General features: G+C 64.3%; 18 protein-coding genes. 13 read left to right on the top strand and 5 right to left on the bottom strand.

All coding sequences use genetic code 11. The annotated features are described in order from the left end of the window. Nucleotides 1-95: 95 nt before the first annotated feature. From HU748_RS20630 to edd, 4 genes are all read right to left on the bottom strand, one after another. Nucleotides 96-1,562: an ATP-binding protein gene (locus tag HU748_RS20630; RefSeq protein WP_186721719.1), complete on the bottom strand. Its 1,467-nt coding sequence runs from the start codon at nucleotides 1,560-1,562 to the stop codon at nucleotides 96-98. Beyond that, on the bottom strand, nucleotides 1,543-2,268 hold the full coding sequence (locus HU748_RS20625; RefSeq protein ID WP_186710269.1) for a response regulator transcription factor: 726 nt from the start codon (nucleotides 2,266-2,268) through the stop codon (nucleotides 1,543-1,545). Before HU748_RS20625 ends, HU748_RS20630 begins: the two co-directional genes overlap by 20 nt. Before the next feature lie 141 nt (nucleotides 2,269-2,409). Continuing rightward, nucleotides 2,410-3,369 (bottom strand): glucokinase, encoded by a 960-nt coding sequence (locus HU748_RS20620; protein ID WP_186667953.1) that lies wholly within the window; start codon nucleotides 3,367-3,369, stop codon nucleotides 2,410-2,412. Beyond that, nucleotides 3,366-5,192 (bottom strand): phosphogluconate dehydratase, encoded by a 1,827-nt coding sequence (edd, locus tag HU748_RS20615; RefSeq protein ID WP_186667951.1) that lies wholly within the window; start codon nucleotides 5,190-5,192, stop codon nucleotides 3,366-3,368. Before edd ends, HU748_RS20620 begins: the two co-directional genes overlap by 4 nt. Nucleotides 5,193-5,462: 270 nt before the next feature. Between edd and gap the strand changes: the two genes are divergently transcribed. The 7 genes from gap to HU748_RS20580 all read left to right on the top strand — a co-directional run bounded on the left by gap (nucleotide 5,463) and on the right by HU748_RS20580 (nucleotide 13,537). After that, nucleotides 5,463-6,464 carry a type I glyceraldehyde-3-phosphate dehydrogenase gene (gene gap, locus HU748_RS20610; protein ID WP_186721717.1) on the top strand — a complete coding sequence of 334 codons (1,002 nt, stop codon included), beginning with the start codon at nucleotides 5,463-5,465 and terminating at the stop codon, nucleotides 6,462-6,464. Nucleotides 6,465-6,579: 115 nt separating this feature from the next. Further along, the gene (locus HU748_RS20605; protein ID WP_054895146.1) at nucleotides 6,580-7,092 is read left to right on the top strand and encodes a sigma-70 family RNA polymerase sigma factor; all 513 of its coding nucleotides are present in this window, start codon (nucleotides 6,580-6,582) and stop codon (nucleotides 7,090-7,092) included. A gap of 76 nt (nucleotides 7,093-7,168) precedes the next feature. After that, nucleotides 7,169-8,143: a FecR domain-containing protein gene (locus HU748_RS20600; protein ID WP_186721715.1), complete on the top strand. Its 975-nt coding sequence runs from the start codon at nucleotides 7,169-7,171 to the stop codon at nucleotides 8,141-8,143. Nucleotides 8,144-8,301: 158 nt separating this feature from the next. Continuing rightward, the gene (locus tag HU748_RS20595; RefSeq protein ID WP_186721713.1) at nucleotides 8,302-10,890 is read left to right on the top strand and encodes a TonB-dependent receptor; all 2,589 of its coding nucleotides are present in this window, start codon (nucleotides 8,302-8,304) and stop codon (nucleotides 10,888-10,890) included. Nucleotides 10,891-11,058: 168 nt separating this feature from the next. Further along, nucleotides 11,059-11,664 (top strand): biliverdin-producing heme oxygenase, encoded by a 606-nt coding sequence (locus HU748_RS20590; protein WP_186710274.1) that lies wholly within the window; start codon nucleotides 11,059-11,061, stop codon nucleotides 11,662-11,664. Nucleotides 11,665-11,716: 52 nt separating this feature from the next. Then, on the top strand, nucleotides 11,717-12,130 hold the full coding sequence (locus tag HU748_RS20585; protein WP_186667933.1) for a YbaN family protein: 414 nt from the start codon (nucleotides 11,717-11,719) through the stop codon (nucleotides 12,128-12,130). A 57-nt stretch (nucleotides 12,131-12,187) separates the two neighbouring features. Next, the gene (locus HU748_RS20580; protein ID WP_186721711.1) at nucleotides 12,188-13,537 is read left to right on the top strand and encodes a CoA transferase; all 1,350 of its coding nucleotides are present in this window, start codon (nucleotides 12,188-12,190) and stop codon (nucleotides 13,535-13,537) included. A gap of 20 nt (nucleotides 13,538-13,557) precedes the next feature. Here HU748_RS20580 and arcD (HU748_RS20575) read toward each other — a convergent pair whose 3' ends face one another. Beyond that, nucleotides 13,558-14,985: an arginine-ornithine antiporter gene (arcD, locus tag HU748_RS20575; protein ID WP_186667929.1), complete on the bottom strand. Its 1,428-nt coding sequence runs from the start codon at nucleotides 14,983-14,985 to the stop codon at nucleotides 13,558-13,560. 434 nt (nucleotides 14,986-15,419) lie between these two features. Here arcD (HU748_RS20575) and arcD (HU748_RS20570) point away from each other — a divergent pair, with 434 nt between their 5' ends. From arcD (HU748_RS20570) to HU748_RS20545, 6 genes are all read left to right on the top strand, one after another. Next, nucleotides 15,420-16,847, top strand: coding sequence for an arginine-ornithine antiporter (arcD, locus tag HU748_RS20570; protein ID WP_186667927.1), 1,428 nt, complete (start codon nucleotides 15,420-15,422; stop codon nucleotides 16,845-16,847). 30 nt (nucleotides 16,848-16,877) lie between these two features. After that, complete coding sequence (gene arcA / locus HU748_RS20565) at nucleotides 16,878-18,131, top strand: arginine deiminase (RefSeq protein ID WP_186667925.1); 1,254 nt, start codon at nucleotides 16,878-16,880, stop codon at nucleotides 18,129-18,131. Nucleotides 18,132-18,199: 68 nt separating this feature from the next. Continuing rightward, a complete protein-coding gene (locus HU748_RS20560) occupies nucleotides 18,200-19,210 on the top strand; it encodes an ornithine carbamoyltransferase (RefSeq protein WP_054895515.1) in 1,011 nt (336 codons plus the stop codon). Nucleotides 19,211-19,347: 137 nt separating this feature from the next. Next, nucleotides 19,348-20,277, top strand: a complete 930-nt coding sequence (gene arcC / locus HU748_RS20555) for a carbamate kinase (RefSeq protein ID WP_186667923.1) — start codon at nucleotides 19,348-19,350, stop codon at nucleotides 20,275-20,277. Between the two features lie 56 nt (nucleotides 20,278-20,333). Next, nucleotides 20,334-20,708, top strand: coding sequence for a DUF5064 family protein (locus tag HU748_RS20550; protein ID WP_186667914.1), 375 nt, complete (start codon nucleotides 20,334-20,336; stop codon nucleotides 20,706-20,708). A gap of 117 nt (nucleotides 20,709-20,825) precedes the next feature. Next, nucleotides 20,826-22,334 carry a sigma-54-dependent transcriptional regulator gene (locus HU748_RS20545; protein ID WP_186721709.1) on the top strand — a complete coding sequence of 503 codons (1,509 nt, stop codon included), beginning with the start codon at nucleotides 20,826-20,828 and terminating at the stop codon, nucleotides 22,332-22,334. The last annotated feature ends 59 nt before the right edge of the window (nucleotides 22,335-22,393 follow it).

Raw genomic sequence — 22,393 nt, 5'->3', positions numbered from 1 at the left:
CTCCCACAGGTACCCCGCTGATTTCGAAACCAGTGGAGTACCTGTGGGAGTGGCGGTTCGCCGCTGCGACTTGTCCCGCGATAGGGCCGGCCCGGTCAATCAATATTCCGGGGCAGGCACAAGGTCACCCGCAACCCACCCTCACGCAGGTTCAACAAGCTCACCTCCCCGCCATGGCTATGGGCGATATTGCGCGCAATCCCCAGCCCCAGCCCATACCCCTGCTGCTGCCCCGCCAGGCGGAAATGCGGTTCGAACACCTGCTCCAGGCGCTGCTCCGGCACCCCCGGCCCCTGGTCGTCGACCTGCAGCACGAAGGCCTCGGTGCTGTCGATGATGCGCAGGTGCGCACGCTCGCCGTACTTGATGGCGTTGTCGATCAGGTTGCCGATGCAGCGGCGCAGCGCCAGCGACTTGCCAGGGTACGGCGCCAGCGCGCGGCCCTCCAAGGTGATGCGCCCATCGCCCAGGTAGGGTTCGGCAAGAATCTCCAGTACCTGGTTGAGGTCGATCGGTTCGATGTTTTCGTGGATGTCGGTATCTTTCACGCATTGCAGCGCGCCCTTGACCAGCAGCTCCAGCTCGTCGAGATCGCGGCTGAACTTGGCCTGCAGGTGCTCGTCTTCAAGCAGTTCCACGCGCAGGCGCAGTCGGGTGATCGGCGTGCGCAGGTCGTGGGAGATGGCGCTGAACAGCTGCGAGCGTTCGGTCAGGTAGCGGCTGATGCGCTCACGCATGGCATTGAACGCGCGCCCCACCTCGACCACTTCGCTGCCGCCACCTTCAGCCACCGGCGGCACGTCCGCCCCCAGTGACATCTCCCGCGCCGCCCGCGCCAGGCGCTTGAGCGGCCAGCTCTGCCAGTGCACCAGCAGGCCGATGAACAACAGCAGCAACAGGGTGGTCAGGGCGATGAAGCCGATCTGCTGGCGCGGCAGGCGCTCGGGTTCAAGGCCGGTATAGGGCTCGGGCAGCAGCGAGGCGATGTACAGCCACTCGCCTTCGTCCAGGCGGATCTGGGTGACCAGCACCGGCGGGTTGAGCGGTTCGAGGGTCAACGCGTAGTGGGCCCAGGAGCGCGGCAGCTCGTCGAGCTTCAGGCCGCTGTTGAAGATGCGCAGGTCGTCGGGGCTGACGAACTCGACGGAGATTTCCATCTGCTGGCCCAGGCGCTCGTGCAGCACCTGCTGGAACACCTCGATCACCGCCTGCTTGCGCGGGGTGATGGGCAGCACCGGCATGCCCAGCGGCTTTTCGTTGAGCGAGACGAAAAAGCGCGTACCGCCCATGCTGCGCAACTGGTCGAGCACCATCGGCCGGTAGGCCACCGGCAGGGAACGGAAGTAGCTGACGCTGGCGCTCATCGAGTGCGCAAGGCTGCTGGCGCTGGCGCGCAGCCCCTGCAACTGGCTGGCGCGCAGTTGGGCGACCCAGATCACGCTCGACAGCCCCTGGGCGATCAGCACCACCAGCAAGGTGAGCAGCAACATGCGCCCGAGCAGCGAGCGCGGCAACAGGCGCAAGCGGCGCTCGGTGGCCTGCTCAGCCGGCACAGCTGACATTCGCTGCAAGCAAGTAGCCGCTGCCGCGCACGGTGCGGATCAGCCGCGGTGGCTTGTCGGTGTCGCGCAGGCGCTGGCGCAGGCGGCTGACCGCCATGTCGACGATGCGGTCCAGCGGCATCGGTTCACGCCCGCGGGTGGCATTGCCAATGGTGTCGCGGTCGAGGATCTGCTGGGGATGGTCGAGAAACAGCTTGAGCAGGGCGAAGTCGGCACCGGAGAGAATCACTTCTTCACCATCGCGGTGGAACAGGCGATGGCTGACCGTATCCAGGCGCCAGTCTTCGAAGGTGAGCACCGCGCTGGCGGGGGTGGCCGTGGTGAAGTCACAGCGACGCAGCAGGGCCTTGATCCGCGCCTGCAGCTCGCGCGGGCTGAATGGCTTGCCCAGGTAGTCGTCGGCGCCCAGCTCCAGGCCGATGACACGGTCGGCTTCATCGGAGCTGGCGGTGAGCATGATGATCGGCACCCGCGACTGACGCGGATGCTGACGCACCCAACGGCACAGGCTGAAGCCGTCCTCGTCGGGCAGCATCACGTCGAGGATCACCAGGTCGTAGTTGCCGGCATCCAGCGCGCGGCGAAAGCCCTGGCCGTCGGGTTCGGCATGGACCTGGAAGCCGGAGCGGCTGAGGTAGGTCTGCAGCAGCTCGCGAATGTCCTGATCGTCATCGACCATCAGGATGGTTTTACCGGCAGTGCTCACAATGAATTCCCTTGGGTCGGTACAGGTCTTGATGCCTGTTGTGGCGACATTCTATCGGCGTCGATGCCCTTCGCGGGCAAGCCCGCTCCTACAGTTTTTTGTGGGAGCGGGCTTGCCCGCGAAGGGCACCACAACCGACCGTCAGTGGTCCAGCCTCTGCTGCAAGGCCACCCCGGCCCCGAGCAACCCGGAAAACTCCGCCGTCACCAACCATACCGGCACACCGGGGAAGTAGCCGCTCATGCAGCCCTTGTCGGCAAAGCTTGCCGCGAACCCGCTGCGCAGGAACAGCTCGGCGAAGCGCGGCACCACGCCGCCAACAATATAGACCCCGCCACGCGCCCCCAGGGTCAGCACATTGTTACCCGCGACACGCCCGAGAAAACGTGAGAACTGTTCGATCACCGCCAGGGCCTGCGGCTCGCCGCCCAGCGCGGCATCGGTGATCTGCGCCGGGGTCTTGTGACGGGGTGTGTCGCCATCCAGTGCACAGATGGCCTGGTACAGCCGCACCAGCCCACCACCACTGAGCACGGTCTCGGCGCTGACATGGCCAATCTGCCTGTGGATCTGCTGGTGGATCGCCGCCTCACGGGCATTGCCCACCGGCAGGTCGACATGCCCGCCTTCGCCCGGTAGCGCCATCCAGTGCTGCTCGCCAAGGCTCAGCAAGGTGCCGACGCCAAGGCCGGTACCCGCGCCGATGACCAGCGCCGGGCGCGCGGCGTCCGCCTGCCCGGGGCACACCTCTACGAACTCGCCAGGCTTGAGGCGGGTCATGCCCAGGGCCATGGCGGAAAAGTCGTTGATCAGCGACAGGCGCTCGACCTGCAGCACCTTGCAGAAGGCCGAGCGGCTCAGGCGCCAGTGATTGTTGGTGAAGCGAAACTCGTCGCCATCGACAGGGCCGGCTACCGACAGGCACACGTCCGAGACATCGCCACGCTTGAGGCCCTGGTCCTTGAGGTAGGCCTCGATGGCCTGCTCGGGGCTGGAATAGTCCGCTGTCGCCAGCACCTGCACCGCGTGCAGGTCATTGTCACGCCACAGGGCAAAGCGGGCGTTGGTACCGCCGATGTCACCGACCAGCGAGGCCTTCATTTGAAACGCTCCAGGGCAGAGGTAAAGGCGCTGGCGCCCTGCTCTGCCGGGCTGAACGCGACGCGCATGAAGCCGAACAGCTCGCGCCCGCACCCCAGGTCATTACCCAGGGGCGCATCAGGCTGATCGCGCCCGGCCAGCTCCTCGGCCGACACCATCAGTTGCAGCGTGCCTTCGACACCGTCGACGCGCACGATATCACCATCGCGCACCCGTGCCAGCGGCCCACCGTCATACGCTTCGGGGCACACGTGGATCGCCGCCGGGATCTTGCCCGACGCACCAGACATGCGCCCGTCGGTAACCAGCGCGACCTTGTAGCCGCGGTCCTGCAGCACGCCGAGGAACGGCGTCAGCTTGTGCAGCTCGGGCATGCCATTGCAGCGTGGGCCCTGGAAGCGCACCACGGCGACGAAATCGCGCTCCAACTCGCCAGCCTTGAAGGCATCGGCCAGCGACTGCTGATCGTGGAAGACTCGCGCTGGAGCCTCGACCACCTGGTGTTCCGGCGCCACGGCAGAGACTTTCATCACCCCACGCCCCAGGTTGCCTTCCATCACCCGCAGGCCGCCTTCGGCCGAGAATGGCCGGGCGACCGGGCGCAGGATGCTCTCGTCCAGGCTGTGCTGCGGCCCCTCGCGCCACACCAGCTTGCCGTCGTCGAGGAACGGTTCCTGGGTGTAGCGGCGCAGACCGTGGCCGGCCACGGTATTGACGTCCTCGTGCAGCAGCCCGGCGTCGAGCAGTTCGCGGATCAGGAAGCTCATGCCGCCTGCGGCCTGGAAGTGGTTGATGTCGGCCTTGCCGTTGGGGTAGACGTGAGACAGCGTCGGCACCACCTCGGAGAGGTCGGCCATGTCCTGCCAGGTCAGCTGGATCCCGGCAGCCTGGGCAATCGCCGGGATATGCAGGGTGTGGTTGGTCGAGCCGCCGGTGGCGTGCAGAGCGACGATGGAGTTGACCAGCGCCTTCTCGTCGACGATCTCGCCCAGGGGCATGAAGCTGCCACTGGCCTTGGTCATGCGCGTGACCTGCTGGGCCGCCTCGGCGGTCAGGGCATCGCGCAACGGGGTGTAGGGATTGACGAACGAGGCCCCCGGCAGGTGCAGGCCCATGACCTCCATCACCAGCTGGTTGGTGTTGGCCGTCCCATAGAAGGTGCAGGTGCCAGGGCTGTGGTAAGACTTCATCTCCGACTCCAGCAACTCCTCGCGGCTGGCCTTGCCTTCGGCGTAGCGCTGGCGCACGTCGGCCTTTTCCTTGTTGGAGATACCCGAAGGCATCGGCCCGCCAGGAACGAAGATGGTCGGCAGGTGGCCGAAGCGCAACGCACCCATCATCAGGCCAGGCACGATCTTGTCGCAGATGCCCAGCATCAGCGCGGCATCGAACATGTTGTGCGACAGGGCGATGGCGGTGGACATCGCGATCACTTCGCGGCTGGCGATCGCCAGCTCCATGCCAGGTTCACCCTGGGTCACGCCATCGCACATGGCCGGTACGCCACCGGCGAACTGGCCGACCGAGCCGATCTCGCGCAGCGCCTGTTTGATCTGTTCGGGGAAGTGCTGGTACGGCTGGTGCGCCGAGAGCATGTCGTTGTACGCAGAGACGATGGCCACGTTGGCGGCGTTCATCATCCGCAGGCTGTGCTTGTCCTGGCTGCCACAACCGGCCACACCGTGGGCGAAGTTGGCGCACTGCAGGCTGGCACGCATCGGGCCGTCGCTGGCCGCGCCGCGAATGAGCTCAAGGTAGCGTTCACGGGTGGCACGGCTGCGTTCGGTCAGCCTTGCGGTGACCTCAAGGATGCGCGGATGCATGTACTGGACTCCAGGCTATGTGTAAGGGCGACCTGAACCGGCATTTCCACTCCAAACGGTTGCGACCTAGGCTCAAGGCAGGGGCCGGAAAGGTCGTTGGCGTGGAAGGCTCGATCACTCGTTGTAGGTTTACCAAAATATTGCCACTAAAAATGCTTGTTTTCTATCTTGGAGTGAATAATCTTGTAATTCCAATAACAAAACCGTTTCAGTGAAGCTTCTACCCATTTTGTGCCATAGGCTTCACCCAGACTGCCAGAGGTAATGCCAATGACCCTTCGCATCGCGATCAATGGATTCGGCCGCATCGGACGCAACGTCCTGCGCGCACTCTATACCCAAGGCTACCGCCAGGACCTGCAGGTCGTCGCCATCAACGACCTGGGCGACAGCGCGATGAACGCCCACCTGCTCAAGTACGACAGCGTACATGGCACCTTCGATGCCACCGTGGAGGCCGATCATGAGAGCCTGACGGTCAACGGCGATCGCATCGCGGTCAGCGCCATCCGCAACCCCGCCGAACTGCCCTGGAAAGCCGAAGCCATCGATGTGGTGTTCGAATGCACCGGGCTGTTCACCGACCGCGCCAAGGCGGCGGCCCACATCACCGCCGGCGCCGGCAAGGTGATCATCTCGGCGCCGGCCAAGGGCGCCGATGCTACCGTGGTGTATGGCGTCAACCACGACGTGCTGCGCGCCTCGCACCAGATCATCTCCAACGCCTCGTGCACCACCAACTGCCTGGCGCCGATTGCCCAGGTGCTGCACCGCGAGTTCGGCATCGAGCAGGGCTTGATGACCACCATCCATGCCTACACCAACGATCAGGTACTGACCGACGTCTACCACAGCGACCCCTACCGGGCCCGCTCGGCCACCCAATCGATGATCCCGAGCAAGACCGGCGCCGCCGAGGCCGTGGGCCTGGTGCTGCCAGAACTGGCCGGCAAGCTCACTGGTATGGCGGTGCGGGTGCCGGTGATCAACGTGTCGTTGGTCGACCTGACCGTCAACCTCAAGCGCGAAGCCAGCGCCGACGAGGTCAACCGCCTGTTCCTCGAAGCCAGCCGTCATTCGCGCGTGCTCGGCTACAACAGCCTGCCGCTGGTATCGTGCGACTTCAACCACAACCCGTTGTCGTCGATCTTCGACGCCAACCACACCCGCGCCAATGGCCGCATGCTCAAGGTGCTGGCCTGGTACGACAACGAATGGGGCTTCTCCAACCGCATGCTCGACAACTGCCTGGCGTTGTTCAGGGCGCAGTGAAAGGCCTTGGGGCTGCCTGGCGGCCCCACCTTTACCCCTTCATGACATTTCTCCGCTTGACCTGGCGCATGGATGATAAGCATTATCATTAACCCCTCGTCGGCCAGGTTTCCCCGTGAGTCAGTCCCGGTTCAACTCAGTCTTCCTCACCCAGCGCCTCACCCTGCTGCGCACCTTGCAGCGCATGGTCGGCAACCCCAGCACGGCGGAGGACCTGCTGCAGGAAACCTACCTGCGGGTTACCCGCGCGCTGGGTGAGCGCCCTATCGAACACCTCGAACCCTTCGTGTTCCAGACCGCCCGCAACCTTGCCCTCGACCACTTGCGCGCGCGCCGCGTGCAGTCGCGCACTCTGGTCGACGATGTGCCCGAGCAGGTGCTGCACAATGTCGCCGCGCCGCTGGGCAACAGCGAGGATGCGGTGCATGCCGAGCAACTGCTCAAGCGCCTGAGCGTCAGCCTCGGCCAGCTCACGGCACGCCAGCAGCGCATCTTCATTCTCAGCCGCCTGCACGGTGCCAGCTACCTGGAAATCGCCGAGCAGTTGCAGGTCTCGGCCAGCACCGTGCAGAAGGAACTGAAGCTGATCATGGCGATCTGCATGGGTGTGGCCGACCGCCTCAAGTAAGCGACCGCTCGCCACCTGGGCAGGTGCTGGCTATTGCCATGCCTGCGCACAGCGCCGATCATCTGCAAAAAACGCCATGCAAGGATCCCCCGTGAGCAACCCCGCCCCTCGCCCATCGCCCGCCGAGCCAGACGCCCGCGCCCGCGCCATGGACGAAGCGCAGGACTGGCTGATCCGCCTGCAATGCCCCACCGAGCAGGACACCCAGGACTTCGAAGCCTGGCTGGGCGCCGCCGAGCAGAACGCCGAAGCCTATGTCGAAGTCGAAGCGCTGTGGAACGGCGTCACCCTGCGCCACCTGGCGAGCGATCTGCACCAACAGCGCCGCACTTCGCTGCGCGGGCGCCTGCGCAGCCACTGGAAACCGCTGGCCACGGCGGCCATGCTGGTGGTCGGGCTGTTCACCTTCGGCAACCTGCCAGTGCGCCTGCAGGCCGATCACCTGACGGTGGTCGGCGAACGCCAGCGCCTGCAACTGGACGATGGCGCCAAGGTGCTGCTCAACACCAACTCGGCCTTTGCCAGTGACCTGCGCGACGGGCGCCAGGTTGCGCGGCTGTTGCAGGGCGAAGCCTATTTCGAAGTGCCCGGCGGCAACCAGCCGCCGCTTGAAGTCCAGGCCGGCCCCTTGCGCGCCCAGGCACGCGACACCAACTTCGCCGTACGCTACCTCGATGGCCAGGCGCAGGTGCGCGTGCAGCGCGGCGACGTCGACCTGCAGGCCGCCAGCGACCAGCGCATCCGCTTGAGCGCCGGTGACAGCATCAGCGTCGGGCCTGATGGCTTCGGTCAACGCCAGCGCGCCGACCTGCACAAGGAACTGGCCTGGATCGATGGCCGCCTGGTGTTCGAGAACTGCCCGTTGAGCCAGGTACTCGATGAACTGCGCCGCTATTACCCGGGCTGGATCATCAACCGCAACGACCACCTGCAACAGGTGGCCGTTACCGGCAACTACCGCCTGGACCAGCCCCTGGAGACCCTGCGGGCCCTGGCCCATATCACCTCGGCGCAGTTGCACGAATATCCGGCGGTGGTGATTCTCAACTGAGTGATGCCTGTGGGGGCGTCGAACCGCCGCCCCCACTAAATTATTTTTACGCGACTCCCACACCACGTCCGTCTCGTTATAGCCAATGCAACTGATTCTTGTTCGAAAACAAGAACTGCACTCACCTATAACAGTTCGCGCGACAGGGAGCGCTTCCGATGTCCTCAGGTCCAACCCGCCCTTCCCCCTCTTCCCGACGCATGGGGCAACTGTCCCTGCTGACCCTGGCACTGCTGGCCAGTGGCGCCTGCAGCCTGCCCGCGCTGGCCGCAGAGCCTGCCCAGGCCGCCAGCCCACGCATGGGCGACTACCGTTTCGCCATTGCCCAGCAGCCACTGGTCTCGGCAATCAATGCGTTCAGCGAAGTCACTGGCTGGCAGGTCGGCTTCTCCGCCGAGCTGGCCGAGGGCGTGGCTTCGCCGGGCGTGCAAGGGGCACTGGCACCGGAAGCGGCACTGCAAAAACTGCTGCACGGCACCGGCCTGGGCTTTCGCAAGATCGGCAACGGCAACGTCGTGCTCGAGCGCCAGACCGCAGGCAACGCCATCGCCCTGCAACAGTTGACCGTCAGCGCTACCCGCAGCGCCCAGGACGTAAGCCAGGTGCCGAGCACGGTCAGCGTGCAGACCCGCGGGCAACTGGACCGCCAGAACGTCAACGACATCAAGCAACTGGTGCGCTACGAGCCCGGCGTCTCGGTGGGCGGTGTCGGCCAGCGCAGCGGCCTGAACGGCTACAACATCCGCGGCATCGACGGCGAGCGGATCCTCACCCAGGTCGATGGCGTGTCGATCCCCGACAGCTTCTTCTACGGCCCCTACGCCCAGACCCAGCGCAATTACGTCGACCCCGAGATCGTCAAGCGCGTCGAGATCCTGCGTGGTCCGGCCTCGGTGCTGTACGGCAGCAACGCCATCGGCGGCGCGGTCAGCTACTACACCCTCGATCCGGACGACATCATCAAGCCCGGCAAGGACGTCGGCGCGCGCCTGAAGACCGGCTACAGCTCGGCCGACGAAAGCTGGCTGACCTCCGCCACCGTCGCTGGCCGCCAGGGCGACTTCGACGGTCTGCTGCACCTGAGCCAGCGCAACGGCCACGAGACCGAATCCTACGGTGGCCACGGCGGCACCGGCCTTGCCCGCACCGAAGCCAACCCGGAAGACGTGCGCACCACCAACGTGCTGGCCAAGCTGGGCTGGAACTACGCTGACGACGCGCGCCTGGGCTTCACCTACGAACACTACAAGGACGACCGCGACCAGAACATCCTCAGCGCGGTGGGCGGCCCATTCATCCCCGGCCGTGGTGCGTCGAACATGTATCGGATGCGTGAAGGCAACGACACCGTCACCCGCGAGCGCTTCGGCATCAACCACGAGTTCGGCCTCGACAGCCTGGTCGCAGACCACGTCAAGTGGAGCCTGAATTACCAGATCGCCAAGACCGACCAACGTACCGACGAGCTCTACTTCGCCTCCGGTCGCCAGGTGTTCCGCGACCGCCAGACCACCTACAAGGACCGCCAGTGGGTGTTCGATGGTCAGTTGGACAAAGCCTTCAGCATCGGCGAGACCGACCACCTGCTCACCTATGGCACCACAATCAAGCACGAGAAGGTCACCGGCTCGCGCAGCGGTACCGGCACTTGCCTGAACATCGGCGGCACCTGCCGCGCCATCGGCCAGAACAGCGCGAGTGATAGCCAGGCGCTGGTCAGCGACTTCCCGGACCCGACCATCAACACCTACAGCCTGTTCGCCCAGGACGAGATCCGCTGGAACAACTGGACCTTCCTGCCGGGTGCGCGTTACGACTACACCCGCATGGAACCGAAGATGACCGCCGAATTCCTGCGGGGCATCCAGGGCACCGGCGCGGCACCGTCCAGCGTCGACGATTCGGACAAGAAGTGGCACCGCGTCTCACCCAAATTCGGCATCACCTACGCCTTCAACGACAACTACACCTGGTATGGCCAGTACGCAGAAGGCTTCCGCACCCCAACCGCCAAGGCCATGTACGGGCGCTTCGACAACCCGACCCTGGGCTATCGCGTCGAACCCAACCCGAACCTGGAACCCGAGAAGAGCAAGAGCTACGAGACCGGCCTGCGCGGCAACTTCGACGCCGGCAACTTCGACGTGGCGGTGTTCTACAACAAGTACCGCGACTTCATCAACGAAGACGCCGTGCAGTCGGCCAACCTGGGCTCGACCTTCCAGGCCAACAACATCAAGCACGCGACCATCAAGGGTGCCGAGTTCAAGGGTCGCCTGAACCTCGATCACTTCGGCGCGCCGCAAGGCCTCTACACCCAGGGCTCCCTGGCCTACGCCCATGGCCGCAACGACGACAATGGCCAGCCGCTGAACAGCGTCAACCCACTGACCGCCGTGATGGGCCTGGGCTACGAACAGCAGAACTACGGCGGCCTGCTCAGTTGGACACTGGTCAAGCGCAAGAACCGTGTCGACGACTCCACCTTCTTCGCCCCCGACGGCGCCAGCAAGCAGTTCCGCACCCCAGGCTACGGCGTGCTGGACCTGACCGGCTTCTACAAGGTGACCGAAGACGTGACCGTCAACGCAGGTCTCTACAACCTCACCGACAAGAAGTACTGGCAGTGGGATGACGTGCGCGGCTACGACGGCCTTGGCGAGGCGGCAGTGACCCAGCCGGCCAACCTCGACCGCCTGACCATGCCGGGACGCAACTTTGCCATCAATGTGATCTGGGACATCTGATCCAGGCCAGCATCCCTGCGGGAGTGGCCCTGTGCCGCCCCCGCAAGGGGCATCCCCTTCCCCCGCCCGAACACAAATGCCTCCCACTCCCAGGTGAGGTTTTTTTACTGTCCTGCGTCTTCTCTTTCGTCTTGTACCTAGACAGCCCCATTTCCCAAGGATGCACCCATGACCAGCCACACCTCCGAGCGCGCCGCCCTGCGCTCGCAACGCCTGAACCAGGTCACCCACGCACCGCACACCGAGCTGGACGCTCTGGTCAAGTCGCACGCGCCGTTCGACAGCCGCGAGAGCTTCGCCCGCTTCGTCGTCGCCCAGTACCTGTTCCAGTCCGAGCTGCAGGCGCTGTACACCGACCCTGCACTGATCGCCATCGTCCCTGACCTGGCCGAACGTTGCCGGGCCGAACAGGCGCGCTTGGACCTGGCCGACCTGAACACCGAAGTACCCGCCCCGGTTGCCGGCGCTCTGGTCAAACCAAGCCTGGGCGAAGCCCTAGGCTGGATCTTCGTCTCCGAAGGCTCCAAACTGGGCGCAGCGTTCCTGATCAAGCGTGCCGTGGCCCTGGAGCTGTCCGACAGCTTCGGCGCCCGTCACCTGGGCGAGCCGGCCGGCGGCCGTGCAGAGGGCTGGAAACAGTTCACCCGCATCCTCGACGGCCTGGAGTTGTCGGCCGAAGAGGACGCCGCCGCCGAGCGTGGCGCAGTCGCTGCCTTCGAGCGCTTCACCGAGCTGCTCAAGCACGCCTACGCCACGGATGCCGCGCTGGCCTGAGACGCACCTGCCGGCCACCATTCGGGTGGCCGGACCGCTTTGCAGTGAGACCATGACCCGACTTGCCCGCTCCCGACTGTCCCGCCTGCTGTATGCGATCCTGGCTTATGTCAGCCTCGGGATAGGTCTGGTCGCCATCGTCATTCCTGGCTTGCCCACCACCGAGTTCATCCTCCTGGCCGCCTGGGCCGCGACCCGCAGTTCGCCGCGCCTGTCCGCCTGGCTGGAGAACCACCGTCTGTTCGGGCCGATCCTGTGGAACTGGCGCAACGGCAAGGTGATCCAGCGCCGCGCCAAGGTCAGCGCAACCATCAGCATGCTGCTGTGCGCAGGGTTGATGCTCACCGTTCTCGAGCACCACTGGCCAGTGTTTCTTGCCATCGCCGGGATGACCCTGGGCAACCTGTGGATCTGGTCGCGCCCCGAACAACCCACCGCACCACTGCCCGCCCAACTGCAACGCTGAGCATTTGCATCCTTGCGCGGGATGTACTGCAATGGGATCCACTCAGGAGGATCCTGCATGCCCCAGTTGCTCGACACCATCGCCCGTGAACTGAAACTCGACCATGCCGCCCTGCGCTGGCACGGCGTCGGCGGGCTGCCCTCGACCTTCGCCGTCACCGACCTGGCCGCCGCGAGCATGGCCGCCGCCGGTCTGGCACTGGCCAGCCTGCTGCAGCGCCAGACCGACCACTGCCCGCTGGTCAGCATCGATCGGCGCCTGGCCTCGTTCTGGTTTGCCACCAGCCTGCGCCCCCAGGGCTGGCAGACACCGCCTCTGTGGGATGCCGTCGCCGGCGACTACCCCACCCGCGATGGCTGGATTCGCCTGCACACCAACGCTCCCCATCATCGCCAGGCCGCACTCGGCGTGCTGGGCACCCCGGCCGATCGCCAGGCGGTCGCCGAGCAGGTCCGGCGCTGGGACGGCGAGGCGCTGGAAAGCGCCGTGGTCGAAGCCGGAGGCTGTGCGGCGAAGATGCGCAGTTGGGCCGAATGGTGCGAGCACCCGCAGGGGCGGGCAGTGAACATGGAGCCACTGGTGTTGCGCGAGCATTTCGACGCGACAGCGCCATTGGCCTGGCAAGGCTGTGAAACACGTCCGCTGGCCGGCATCAAGGTGCTCGACCTCACCCGCATTCTCGCCGGCCCTACAGCCAGCCGTCTGCTGGCAGGCTTCGGCGCCGACGTGCTGCGCATCGACCCACCCGGCTGGGACGAACCGGCGGTGGTCGCCGAAGTCACCCTGGGCAAGCGCTGTGCACGCCTGGACTTGCGCGCGACGCCTGACCGCAAGGTGTTCGAGCGGTTGCTGGGTGAGGCCGACATCCTCCTGCATGGCTATCGCGCCGATGCACTGGGACATCTGGGTTTCGGCGCACAGCGCAGGCGTCAGCTCAACCCCGGGCTGATCGACGTCAGCCTCAACGCCTACGGCTGGAGCGGCCCCTGGCAGGAACGTCGCGGCTTCGACAGCCTGGTGCAGATGAGCAGCGGCATCGCCCGCGAAGGCATGCGCTGGAAACAAACGGAAAAACCCGTGCCTTTGCCGGTGCAGGCGCTCGACCATGCAACCGGGTACCTGATGGCGGCCGAAGCGATCCGTGGGCTGGAGCAGCGCCTGGGTGGAAGGGCCGGTTACCGGGCACGGCTGTCCCTGGCACGCACCGCCAAGCTGTTGGTGGAGCATGGAACGATGGGGGATGACTTGCCCCTGGCAGCAGAAACGCCCGAGGATCTCGACCCGCATCTGGAACGGACACCTTGGGGGACCGCGCAAAGGATCAGGGGGCCGTTGAAGGTTGGGCCTGCCCATATGCACTGGGCACGCGGGGCATGCGAGCTGGGCTCGGCTCAAGCGCGTTGGTGACGGTTACGACCTCCGCCCACTTACAAACTCAGCGCCCCCGAGTACAGCGCGTAAGCCGCCACCGCCGCCCCCACCAGCACCGCCGCGAATATCAGCTTCTCCCAGCGGCTGAACACCACCTGCCCCTGTTCATGCCTGGCCCGGGCAAACAGGATCACCCCCGGCGCATACAACAGCGCCGAAAGCAGCAGGTACTTGAGGCCCCCGGCATACAGCAACCACAACGCATAGACCAGCGCCAGCAACGCCACCGCCAGATCCTTGCGCCGCAGCCCCGCCTGCCCGGCATAACTCTCGCCCCGCCAGGCCAGCAGCACGGCGTAGGCCGCTGACCAGAAGTACGGCACCAGGATCATCGACGACGCCAGGTAGATCAGGCTGGTATAGGTGCCGGCCGAAAACAGGGTGATCAGCAGGAAGCCCTGGATCATGCTGTTGGTCAGCCACAAGGCATTGGCCGGCACATGATTGGCATTTTCCCTGGCCAGAAAACGCGGCATGGTCTGGTCGCGAGCGGTGGCGAAGAGGATCTCGGCACACAGCAACGCCCATGACAGCAGCGCCCCAAGCAGCGACACCGCCAACCCGATACTGATCAGCATCGCCCCCCAGGGCCCGACGATATGCTCCAGCACCGAGGCCAGCGACGGGTTCTGCAACCCGGCCAGTTCAGGCCGGGTCATCACCCCCAGCGACAGCACGTTGACCAGCACCAGCAGCGCCAGCACCCCGAGAAAGCCGATCACCGTGGCCTTGCCGACATCCGACCGGTGCAGCGCACGCCCGGAGTAGACACTGGCGCCCTCGATGCCGATGAACACGAACACCGTCACCAGCATCATGTTGCGCACCTGCTCCAGCACGCTGCCGAACTTCGGATTGCCCAGCCCCCAGATATCGCGGGTGAAGATATCCGCGCGGAAGGCGAAGGCCGCGATGACGATGAAGATCAGCAGTGGCACGACCTTGGCCACCGTGGTGACCTGGTTGATGAAGGTCGCCTCCTTGATGCCGCGCAGCACCAAAAAATGCACCGCCCACAGCAACAGCGAAGCGCAGCCGATGGCTATCGGCGTGTTGCCTTCACCGAACACGGGAAAGTAGAAACCCAGGGTACTGAACAACAGCACGAAGTAGCCGACATTCCCCAGCCAGGCACTGATCCAGTAACCCCAGGCCGACGAGAAGCCCATGTAGTCGCCAAAGCCGGCTTTGGCATAGGCGTAGACGCCCGAGTCCAGGTCAGGCTTGCGGTTGGCCAGGGTCTGGAACACGAAGGCCAGCGCCAGCATGCCGACGGCCGTGATGGCCCAGCCGATCAGGACCGCGCCAACGTCGGCACGGGCGGCCATGTTCTGCGGCAATGAAAAGATCCCGCCGCCGATCATCGAACCGACCACCAGGGCGATCAGCGCCCCCAGGCGAAGCTTATGTCCCGGTTCGCCCATCTGCTGCTCCCTCACGCCTGTCGCCTGTATGAAACATAACGGCCATTACATATAAATGTTACAGCTTATTTATTAATCAAAGCCATTAAAGCTATAGCACTCATAACGCATTTGTCTATATGACGACGGCGGCCAATGTGCACATTGTCAAGCAACTCGCAAATTCGCGACACCCTGTCGAAAGGCCCGTGAAAAATTTGCGAAACCGGTGAAAGCGACTAGCTTGAGAGTTCGCAAGCCAAACAGAGCGTTTGCTCTAGAAGTACATGGAGGTGCCAGCGCACAAGGCTTGCAGCAAAGCGGTCGGCACTCTCCAGGAGACCCGAGAAAGAATTTCTCTCACGCTGTTGCGCCATGAACTGATCCACATCAGCGAATGACTACAGCGCCGGATTTATTCTGTCGTCAACTTTCTCCTGGCATGGAGTTGTTAAATGTCTGATTCTCCCGGAAAACTTAAACTCGGCGCATTAGTTGCACTTGTCGTGGGGTCGATGATTGGTGGGGGGATCTTCTCCCTGCCGCAAAACATGGCCGCCAGCGCGGGCGTAGGTGCCGTGCTGATCGGCTGGGCCATCACGGCCGTCGGCATGCTCACCCTGGCCTTCGTGTTCCAGACCCTGGCCAATCGCAAACCTGATCTGGATGGTGGCGTGTACGCCTACGCCAAGGCCGGCTTTGGCGACTACATGGGCTTTTCGTCGGCATGGGGCTACTGGATCAGTGCCTGGCTGGGCAACGTCGGCTACTTCGTCCTGCTGTTCAGCACCCTGGGGTACTTCTTCCCGGTCTTCGGTGAAGGCAACACCCCCGCAGCAGTGATCGGCGCATCACTGCTGCTGTGGGGCGTGCACTTCCTGGTCCTGCGCGGCATCAAGGAGGCGGCGTTCATCAACCTGGTCACCACCGTGGCCAAAGTCGTGCCGCTGGCGCTGTTCGCACTGATCTGCCTGTTCGCCTTCAAGCTCGACGTGTTCACCGCCGACATCTGGGGCCTGGGCTCGCCCGACCTCGGCAGCGTGATGGACCAGGTGCGCAACATGATGCTGGTCACCGTATGGGTGTTCATCGGCATCGAGGGCGCAAGCATCTTCTCCTCGCGGGCGGCAAAACGCTCCGACGTGGGCAAGGCAACGGTCATCGGTTTCATCACCGTGCTGCTGTTCCTGGTGCTGGTCAACGTGCTGTCGATGGGCGTAATGACCCAGCCGGAGCTGGCCAAGCTGCAGAACCCGTCGATGGCCGCGGTGCTGGAGCATGTGGTCGGTCACTGGGGCGCGGTGCTGATCAGCGTCGGCCTGATCATCTCGCTGCTGGGGGCACTGCTGTCGTGGGTGCTGCTGTGCGCGGAGATCATGTTCGCCGCCGCCAAGGACCACACCATGCCCGAGTTCCTGCGCCGCGAGAACGCCAACCAGGTGCCGGCCAACGCCCTGTGGCTGACCAACGCCATGGTGCAGATCTTCCTGGTCATCACTCTGTTCTCCAACAGCACCTACCTGTCGCTGATCTACCTCGCCACCTCAATGATCCTGGTGCCCTACCTGTGGTCGGCGGCCTACGCGGTACTGCTGGCGGTGCGCAGCGAAACCTACGAACAGGCCCTCGCCGAACGCAAGAAGGACCTGATCATCGGCGGTATCGCCCTGTTGTACGCGATCTGGCTGCTGTACGCCGGAGGCGTGAAATACCTGCTGCTGTCGGCCCTGCTCTACGCCCCTGGCGCGATCCTGTTCGCCAAGGCCAAGCGCGAGGTCGGCCAACCGATTTTCACCAACGTGGAAAAACTGATCTTCGCCGCTGTGATCGTCGGCGCCCTGGTGGCGGCCTACGGGTTATACGACGGCTTCCTGACCCTTTGACCACGTCTTCGTATGATTGGAGGAATCATCATGTCCACGGATAAACAGAAATACGGCGTGCATTCCGAAGCCGGCAAGCTACGCAAGGTGATGGTCTGCGCCCCGGGACTGGCGCACAAGCGACTGACCCCCAGCAACTGCGATGAACTGCTGTTCGACGACGTGATCTGGGTCGACCAGGCCAAACGCGACCACTTCGACTTCGTCACCAAGATGCGCGAACGCGGCGTCGATGTGCTGGAAATGCACAACCTGCTGACCGACATCGTGCAGAACAAGGAGGCCCTGGCCTGGATCCTCGATCGCAAGATCACCCCCAATACCGTTGGCGTTGGCCTGACCAATGAAGTGCGCAGCTGGCTCGAAGGCCTCGATCCGCGCCACCTGGCCGAGTTCCTGATCGGCGGCGTGGCCGGCCAGGACCTGCCACAGAGCGAAGGCGCCGATGTGGTGAAGATGTACAACGACTACCTCGGCCACTCCAGCTTCATCCTGCCGCCCCTGCCCAACACCCAGTTCACCCGCGACACCACCTGCTGGATCTACGGCGGCGTCACGCTGAACCCGATGTACTGGCCGGCGCGACGCCAGGAAACCCTGTTGACCACCGCCGTGTACAAGTTCCACAAGGAATTCACCGGCGCCGACTTCCAGATCTGGTATGGCGACCCTGACAAGGAACACGGCAGCGCCACTCTCGAAGGCGGCGATGTCATGCCGATCGGCAAGGGCATCGTGCTCATCGGCATGGGCGAGCGCACCTCGCGCCAGGCCATCGGCCAACTGGCACAGAACCTGTTCGCCAAGGGCGCAGTGGAAAAAGTCATCGTCGCCGGCCTGCCCAAGTCGCGTGCCGCGATGCACCTGGACACCGTGTTCAGCTTCTGCGACCGCGACCTGGTCACGGTCTTCCCGGAAGTGGTGCGCGAGATCGTGCCGTTCATCATCCGCCCCGACGAAAGCAAGCCCTACGGCATGGATGTGCGCCGTGAGAACAAGTCGTTCATCGAGGTGGTCGGCGAGCAGCTCGGGGTGAAACTGCGCGTGGTCGAGACTGGCGGCAACAGCTTCGCCGCCGAACGCGAACAGTGGGATGACGGCAACAACGTGGTGGCCCTGGAGCCTGGCGTGGTCATCGGCTACGACCGCAACACCTACACCAACACATTGCTGCGCAAGGCCGGGATCGAGGTCATCACCATCAGCGCCGGTGAACTGGGCCGTGGTCGTGGCGGCGGCCACTGCATGACCTGCCCGATCGTACGCGACCCTATCGACTACTAACGCCCTCGATCCGGCCCACGCTTACGAGGCGTGGGCCGGGCACTCACCGCATTCAAGGAGACACTGTCATGGCGTTCAACATCCACAACCGCAACCTGCTCAGCCTCGAGCACCACACCACCCGTGAGCTGCGCTACCTGCTGGATCTCTCCCGCGATCTCAAGCGCGCCAAGTACACCGGCACCGAGCAGCAGCACCTGAAGGGCAACAACATCGCCCTGATCTTCGAGAAGACCTCGACCCGCACCCGCTGCGCCTTCGAAGTCGCCGCCTACGACCAGGGCGCCAACGTCACCTACATCGACCCCAACTCCTCGCAGATCGGCCACAAGGAGAGCATGAAGGACACCGCCCGCGTGCTCGGGCGCATGTACGACGCCATCGAGTACCGCGGCTTCAAGCAGGAGATCGTCGAAGAACTGGCCAAGTTCGCCGGCGTACCGGTGTTCAACGGCCTGACCGACGAATACCACCCGACCCAGATGATCGCCGACGTGCTGACCATGCGCGAACACAGCGACAAGCCATTGCACGACATCAGCTATGCCTACCTGGGCGATGCGCGCAACAACATGGGCAACTCGCTGCTGCTGATCGGTGCCAAGCTCGGCATGGACGTGCGCATCGCCGCGCCCAAGGCGCTGTGGCCGCATGACGACCTGGTGCAGCGCTGCAAGCAGTACGCCGAGGAAAGCGGCGCGCGCATCACCCTCACCGAAGACCCGAAGGCGGCGGTCAAGGGCGTCGATTTCGTCCATACCGACGTCTGGGTGTCGATGGGAGAACCTGTGGATGCCTGGGGCGAGCGCATCGAACAACTGCTGCCGTATCAGGTGAACAAGGAACTGATGAAAGCCACCGGTAACCCGCGCAGCAAGTTCATGCACTGCCTGCCGGCGTTCCACAACTCCGAGACCAAGGTCGGCAAGCAGATCGCCGAAAAATACCCGCACCTGGCCAACGGCATCGAAGTGACCGATGACGTGTTCGAGTCGCCAGCCTGTATCGCCTTCGAGCAAGCGGAGAACCGCATGCACACGATCAAGGCCATCCTGGTATCGACCCTGGCTGATCTCTGACCCCCACTTCCGGGCTGGCCCCCTCCCCTGTGGGAGCGGGCTTGTCCCGCGATGACGGTGTGTCAGGCAGGTCGCCATCGCGGGACGAGCCCGCTCCCACAGAGGTTTTGCGCAGCCCTTCAGAAAGGACATTCCCCATGCGTATCGTTGTTGCACTGGGCGGCAACGCCCTCCTGCGCCGCGGCGAGCCAATGACCGCCGACAACCAGCGCGCCAATATCCGTACTGCCACCGAGCAGATCGCCAAGATCCACCCTGGCAACGAACTGGTCATCGCCCACGGCAATGGCCCGCAGGTCGGCCTGCTGTCGCTCCAGGGCCAGGCCTACAAGCCCGACGAAGCCTACCCGCTGGACGTGCTCGGTGCCGAGACCGAAGGCATGATCGGCTACATGATCGAACAGGAGCTGGGCAACCTGCTGGACTTCGAAGTGCCCTTCGCCACCCTGCTGACGCAAGTCGAGGTCGACGCCAACGACCCGGCCTTCAAGGACCCGACCAAGTTCATCGGCCCGGTCTACGCCAAGGACGAGGCCGAGCGCCTGGCCAAGGAAAAAGGCTGGGTGGTCAAGGCCGACGGCGACAAGTACCGCCGTGTGGTCGCCAGCCCGAAACCCAAGCGCATCTTCGAGATCCGTCCGATCAAGTGGCTGCTGGAAAAAAGCAGCATCGTCATCTGCGCCGGGGGCGGCGGCATCCCCACGATGTACGACGAAAACCGCAAGCTCAAGGGCATCGAGGCGGTGATCGACAAGGACCTGTGCTCGGCGCTGCTGGCCGAGCAACTGGACGCCGACCTGCTGATCATCGCCACCGATGTCGATGCCGCCTACATTGACTTTGGCAAGCCGACGCAGAAAGCCATTGCCCAGGCGCATCCCGACGAGCTGGAAAAACTCGGCTTCGCAGCGGGTTCGATGGGGCCGAAGGTACAGGCCGCCTGCGATTTCGCCCGCCACACGGGCAAGGTTGCGGTGATCAGCTCGCTGGAAAATATCGAAGAGATCGTCAAGGGTACTGCCGGTACGCGGGTATCGACCGCCAAGCCAGGTATCAGCTACCGTTGAGTGCAGTTGGCCGGTGCACGGCGCCGGCCATTTCCAACCTTGCGGAGGACGCCATCATGGCCCAGTACAGTCCTGGTCATGTTCATATCGAGCGCACGGCGCTGAACCAGAATGATCACAGCTACGACCTCAACATCGAGTACGAAGCCACTCAGGATCCCACGGAAGGCCGCGGTATCCAGTTCCGCATGCATGGCAGCATCGAAGGCAAGACGGTCGACGAAAAATTCTTCCTGGCCAAGGACCAGGTACTGCCCAGCTTTCTCATGCAGTTGAGCCGCAGGGCCCAGGCGCACCTGCCGGCGCCGAAGAAATTCGAGAACCTGAGCTCGCCGCACAAGCTCTACGACCACATGTTCGAGGACATCCGCCAGAAGCTGGACGTGAAGTCCGGGGATCCGATCAAGCCCGAGCATCTGGGTAATCCGTAATACCACCATCGCAGGACAAGTCGCAGCGGCGGTTCGGCGTCCCGACTTGTCCCGCGATTGGGCCTTCCACCTCGCCAATGGCATACTGACGCCCTTTCCCCCACGCCCGTTGCCCCCATGCGCATCCACGTCAGCTTCATCGACCGCGTCGGCATCACCCAGGAAGTCCTGGCCCTGCTCGGTGCCCGCAACCTCAACCTCGATGCCGTGGAGATGGTCCCGCCGAACGTCTACATCGACGCCCCCACACTCAGCCCCGCCGTGCTCGAAGAGCTGCACGACGCCCTGTTCGAGGTGCGCGGCGTGCAGTCGGTGGAAGTGGTCGACATCCTCCCCGGCCAGCGTCGCCACCTGCAGCTCGACGCCCTGCTCGCGGCCATGAGCGACCCGGTGCTGGCAGTGGACAGCGCCGGCAAGGTGCTGCTGGCCAACCCTGCGTTGATCGCGTTGTGCGGACGCGAATCGGCCGGTCGATCGGTGGGCGAGCTGTTTGCTGACAGCGACCTGCTCCAGGCCCTGCTCGACAACAACTTCCACCTGCCGATGCGCGAGATGCAGCTCAATGGCCAGAGCCTGCTTCTCGATGCCACGCCGATCACCAACGCTGGCGGCTTGCTTACCCTGTATCCACCCAACCGCATGGGCGAACGCCTGTCGGCGCTGCACCATGATCACGCCGAAGGCTTCGATGCACTACTCGGCGACTCTCCGGCGATCCGCACGCTCAAGGCCCGCGCCCTGCGCGTGGCCACCCTCGATGCCCCCTTGCTGGTGCACGGCGAGACCGGCACCGGCAAGGAGCTGGTAGCACGCGCCTGTCACGCCGTCAGCAGCCGTCATGCCGCGCCATTCCTGGCACTCAACTGCGCCGCATTGCCCGAGAGCCTGGCCGAGAGCGAGCTGTTCGGCTATGCCCCCGGCGCCTTCACTGGCGCACAACGTGGGGGCAAACCCGGGTTGATGGAGCTGGCCAACCAAGGCACGGTATTCCTCGACGAGATCGGCGAAATGTCGCCCTACCTGCAGGCCAAGCTACTGCGCTTTCTCAGCGACGGCAGCTTTCGCCGGGTGGGGGGCGACCGCGAGGTGAAGGTCGATGTGCGCATCATCAGCGCCACCCACCGCGACCTCGAACGCATGGTCGCCGAAGGCACTTTCCGCGAAGACCTGTTCTACCGCCTGAACGTCCTCAACCTGCAAGTCCCGCCACTACGTGAGCGCGGCCAGGACATCCTGTCACTGGCGCATTTCTTCATGCAGCAGGCCTGCACCCAGATCCAGCGCCCGCCCTGCCGCCTGACCCCGGCCACCCATCCGGCACTGCTGGCCAACCCCTGGCCGGGCAACGTGCGCCAGTTGCAGAACGTGATCTTCCGCGCAGCGGCGATCTGCGAGAGCAACCTGGTGGATATCGGCGACCTGGATATCGCCGGAACCTCAGTGGCACGTGGGCAGGATGGTGAGGTGGCGAGCCTGGAACAGGCGGTAGGCGACTTCGAGCGTGAGCTATTGCAGCGCCTGTATGCCAGCTATCCCTCGACCCGACAGTTGGCGGGAAGGCTGCAGACATCACATACCGCGATCGCCCAGCGGCTGCGCAAGTACGGAATTCCAGGCAAGTCCTGAGCTTGGAGCGCACCAGATAACCCCGTTTTTGCAGATTTTTCCTACATATTGAACCAAGC

Source organism: Pseudomonas sp. RW3S2 (genome assembly GCF_014268955.1).
Taxonomy (GTDB): Bacteria; Pseudomonadota; Gammaproteobacteria; order Pseudomonadales; family Pseudomonadaceae; genus Aquipseudomonas; species Aquipseudomonas wayambapalatensis.
This window is presented reverse-complemented; position numbering and strand designations above follow the sequence as displayed.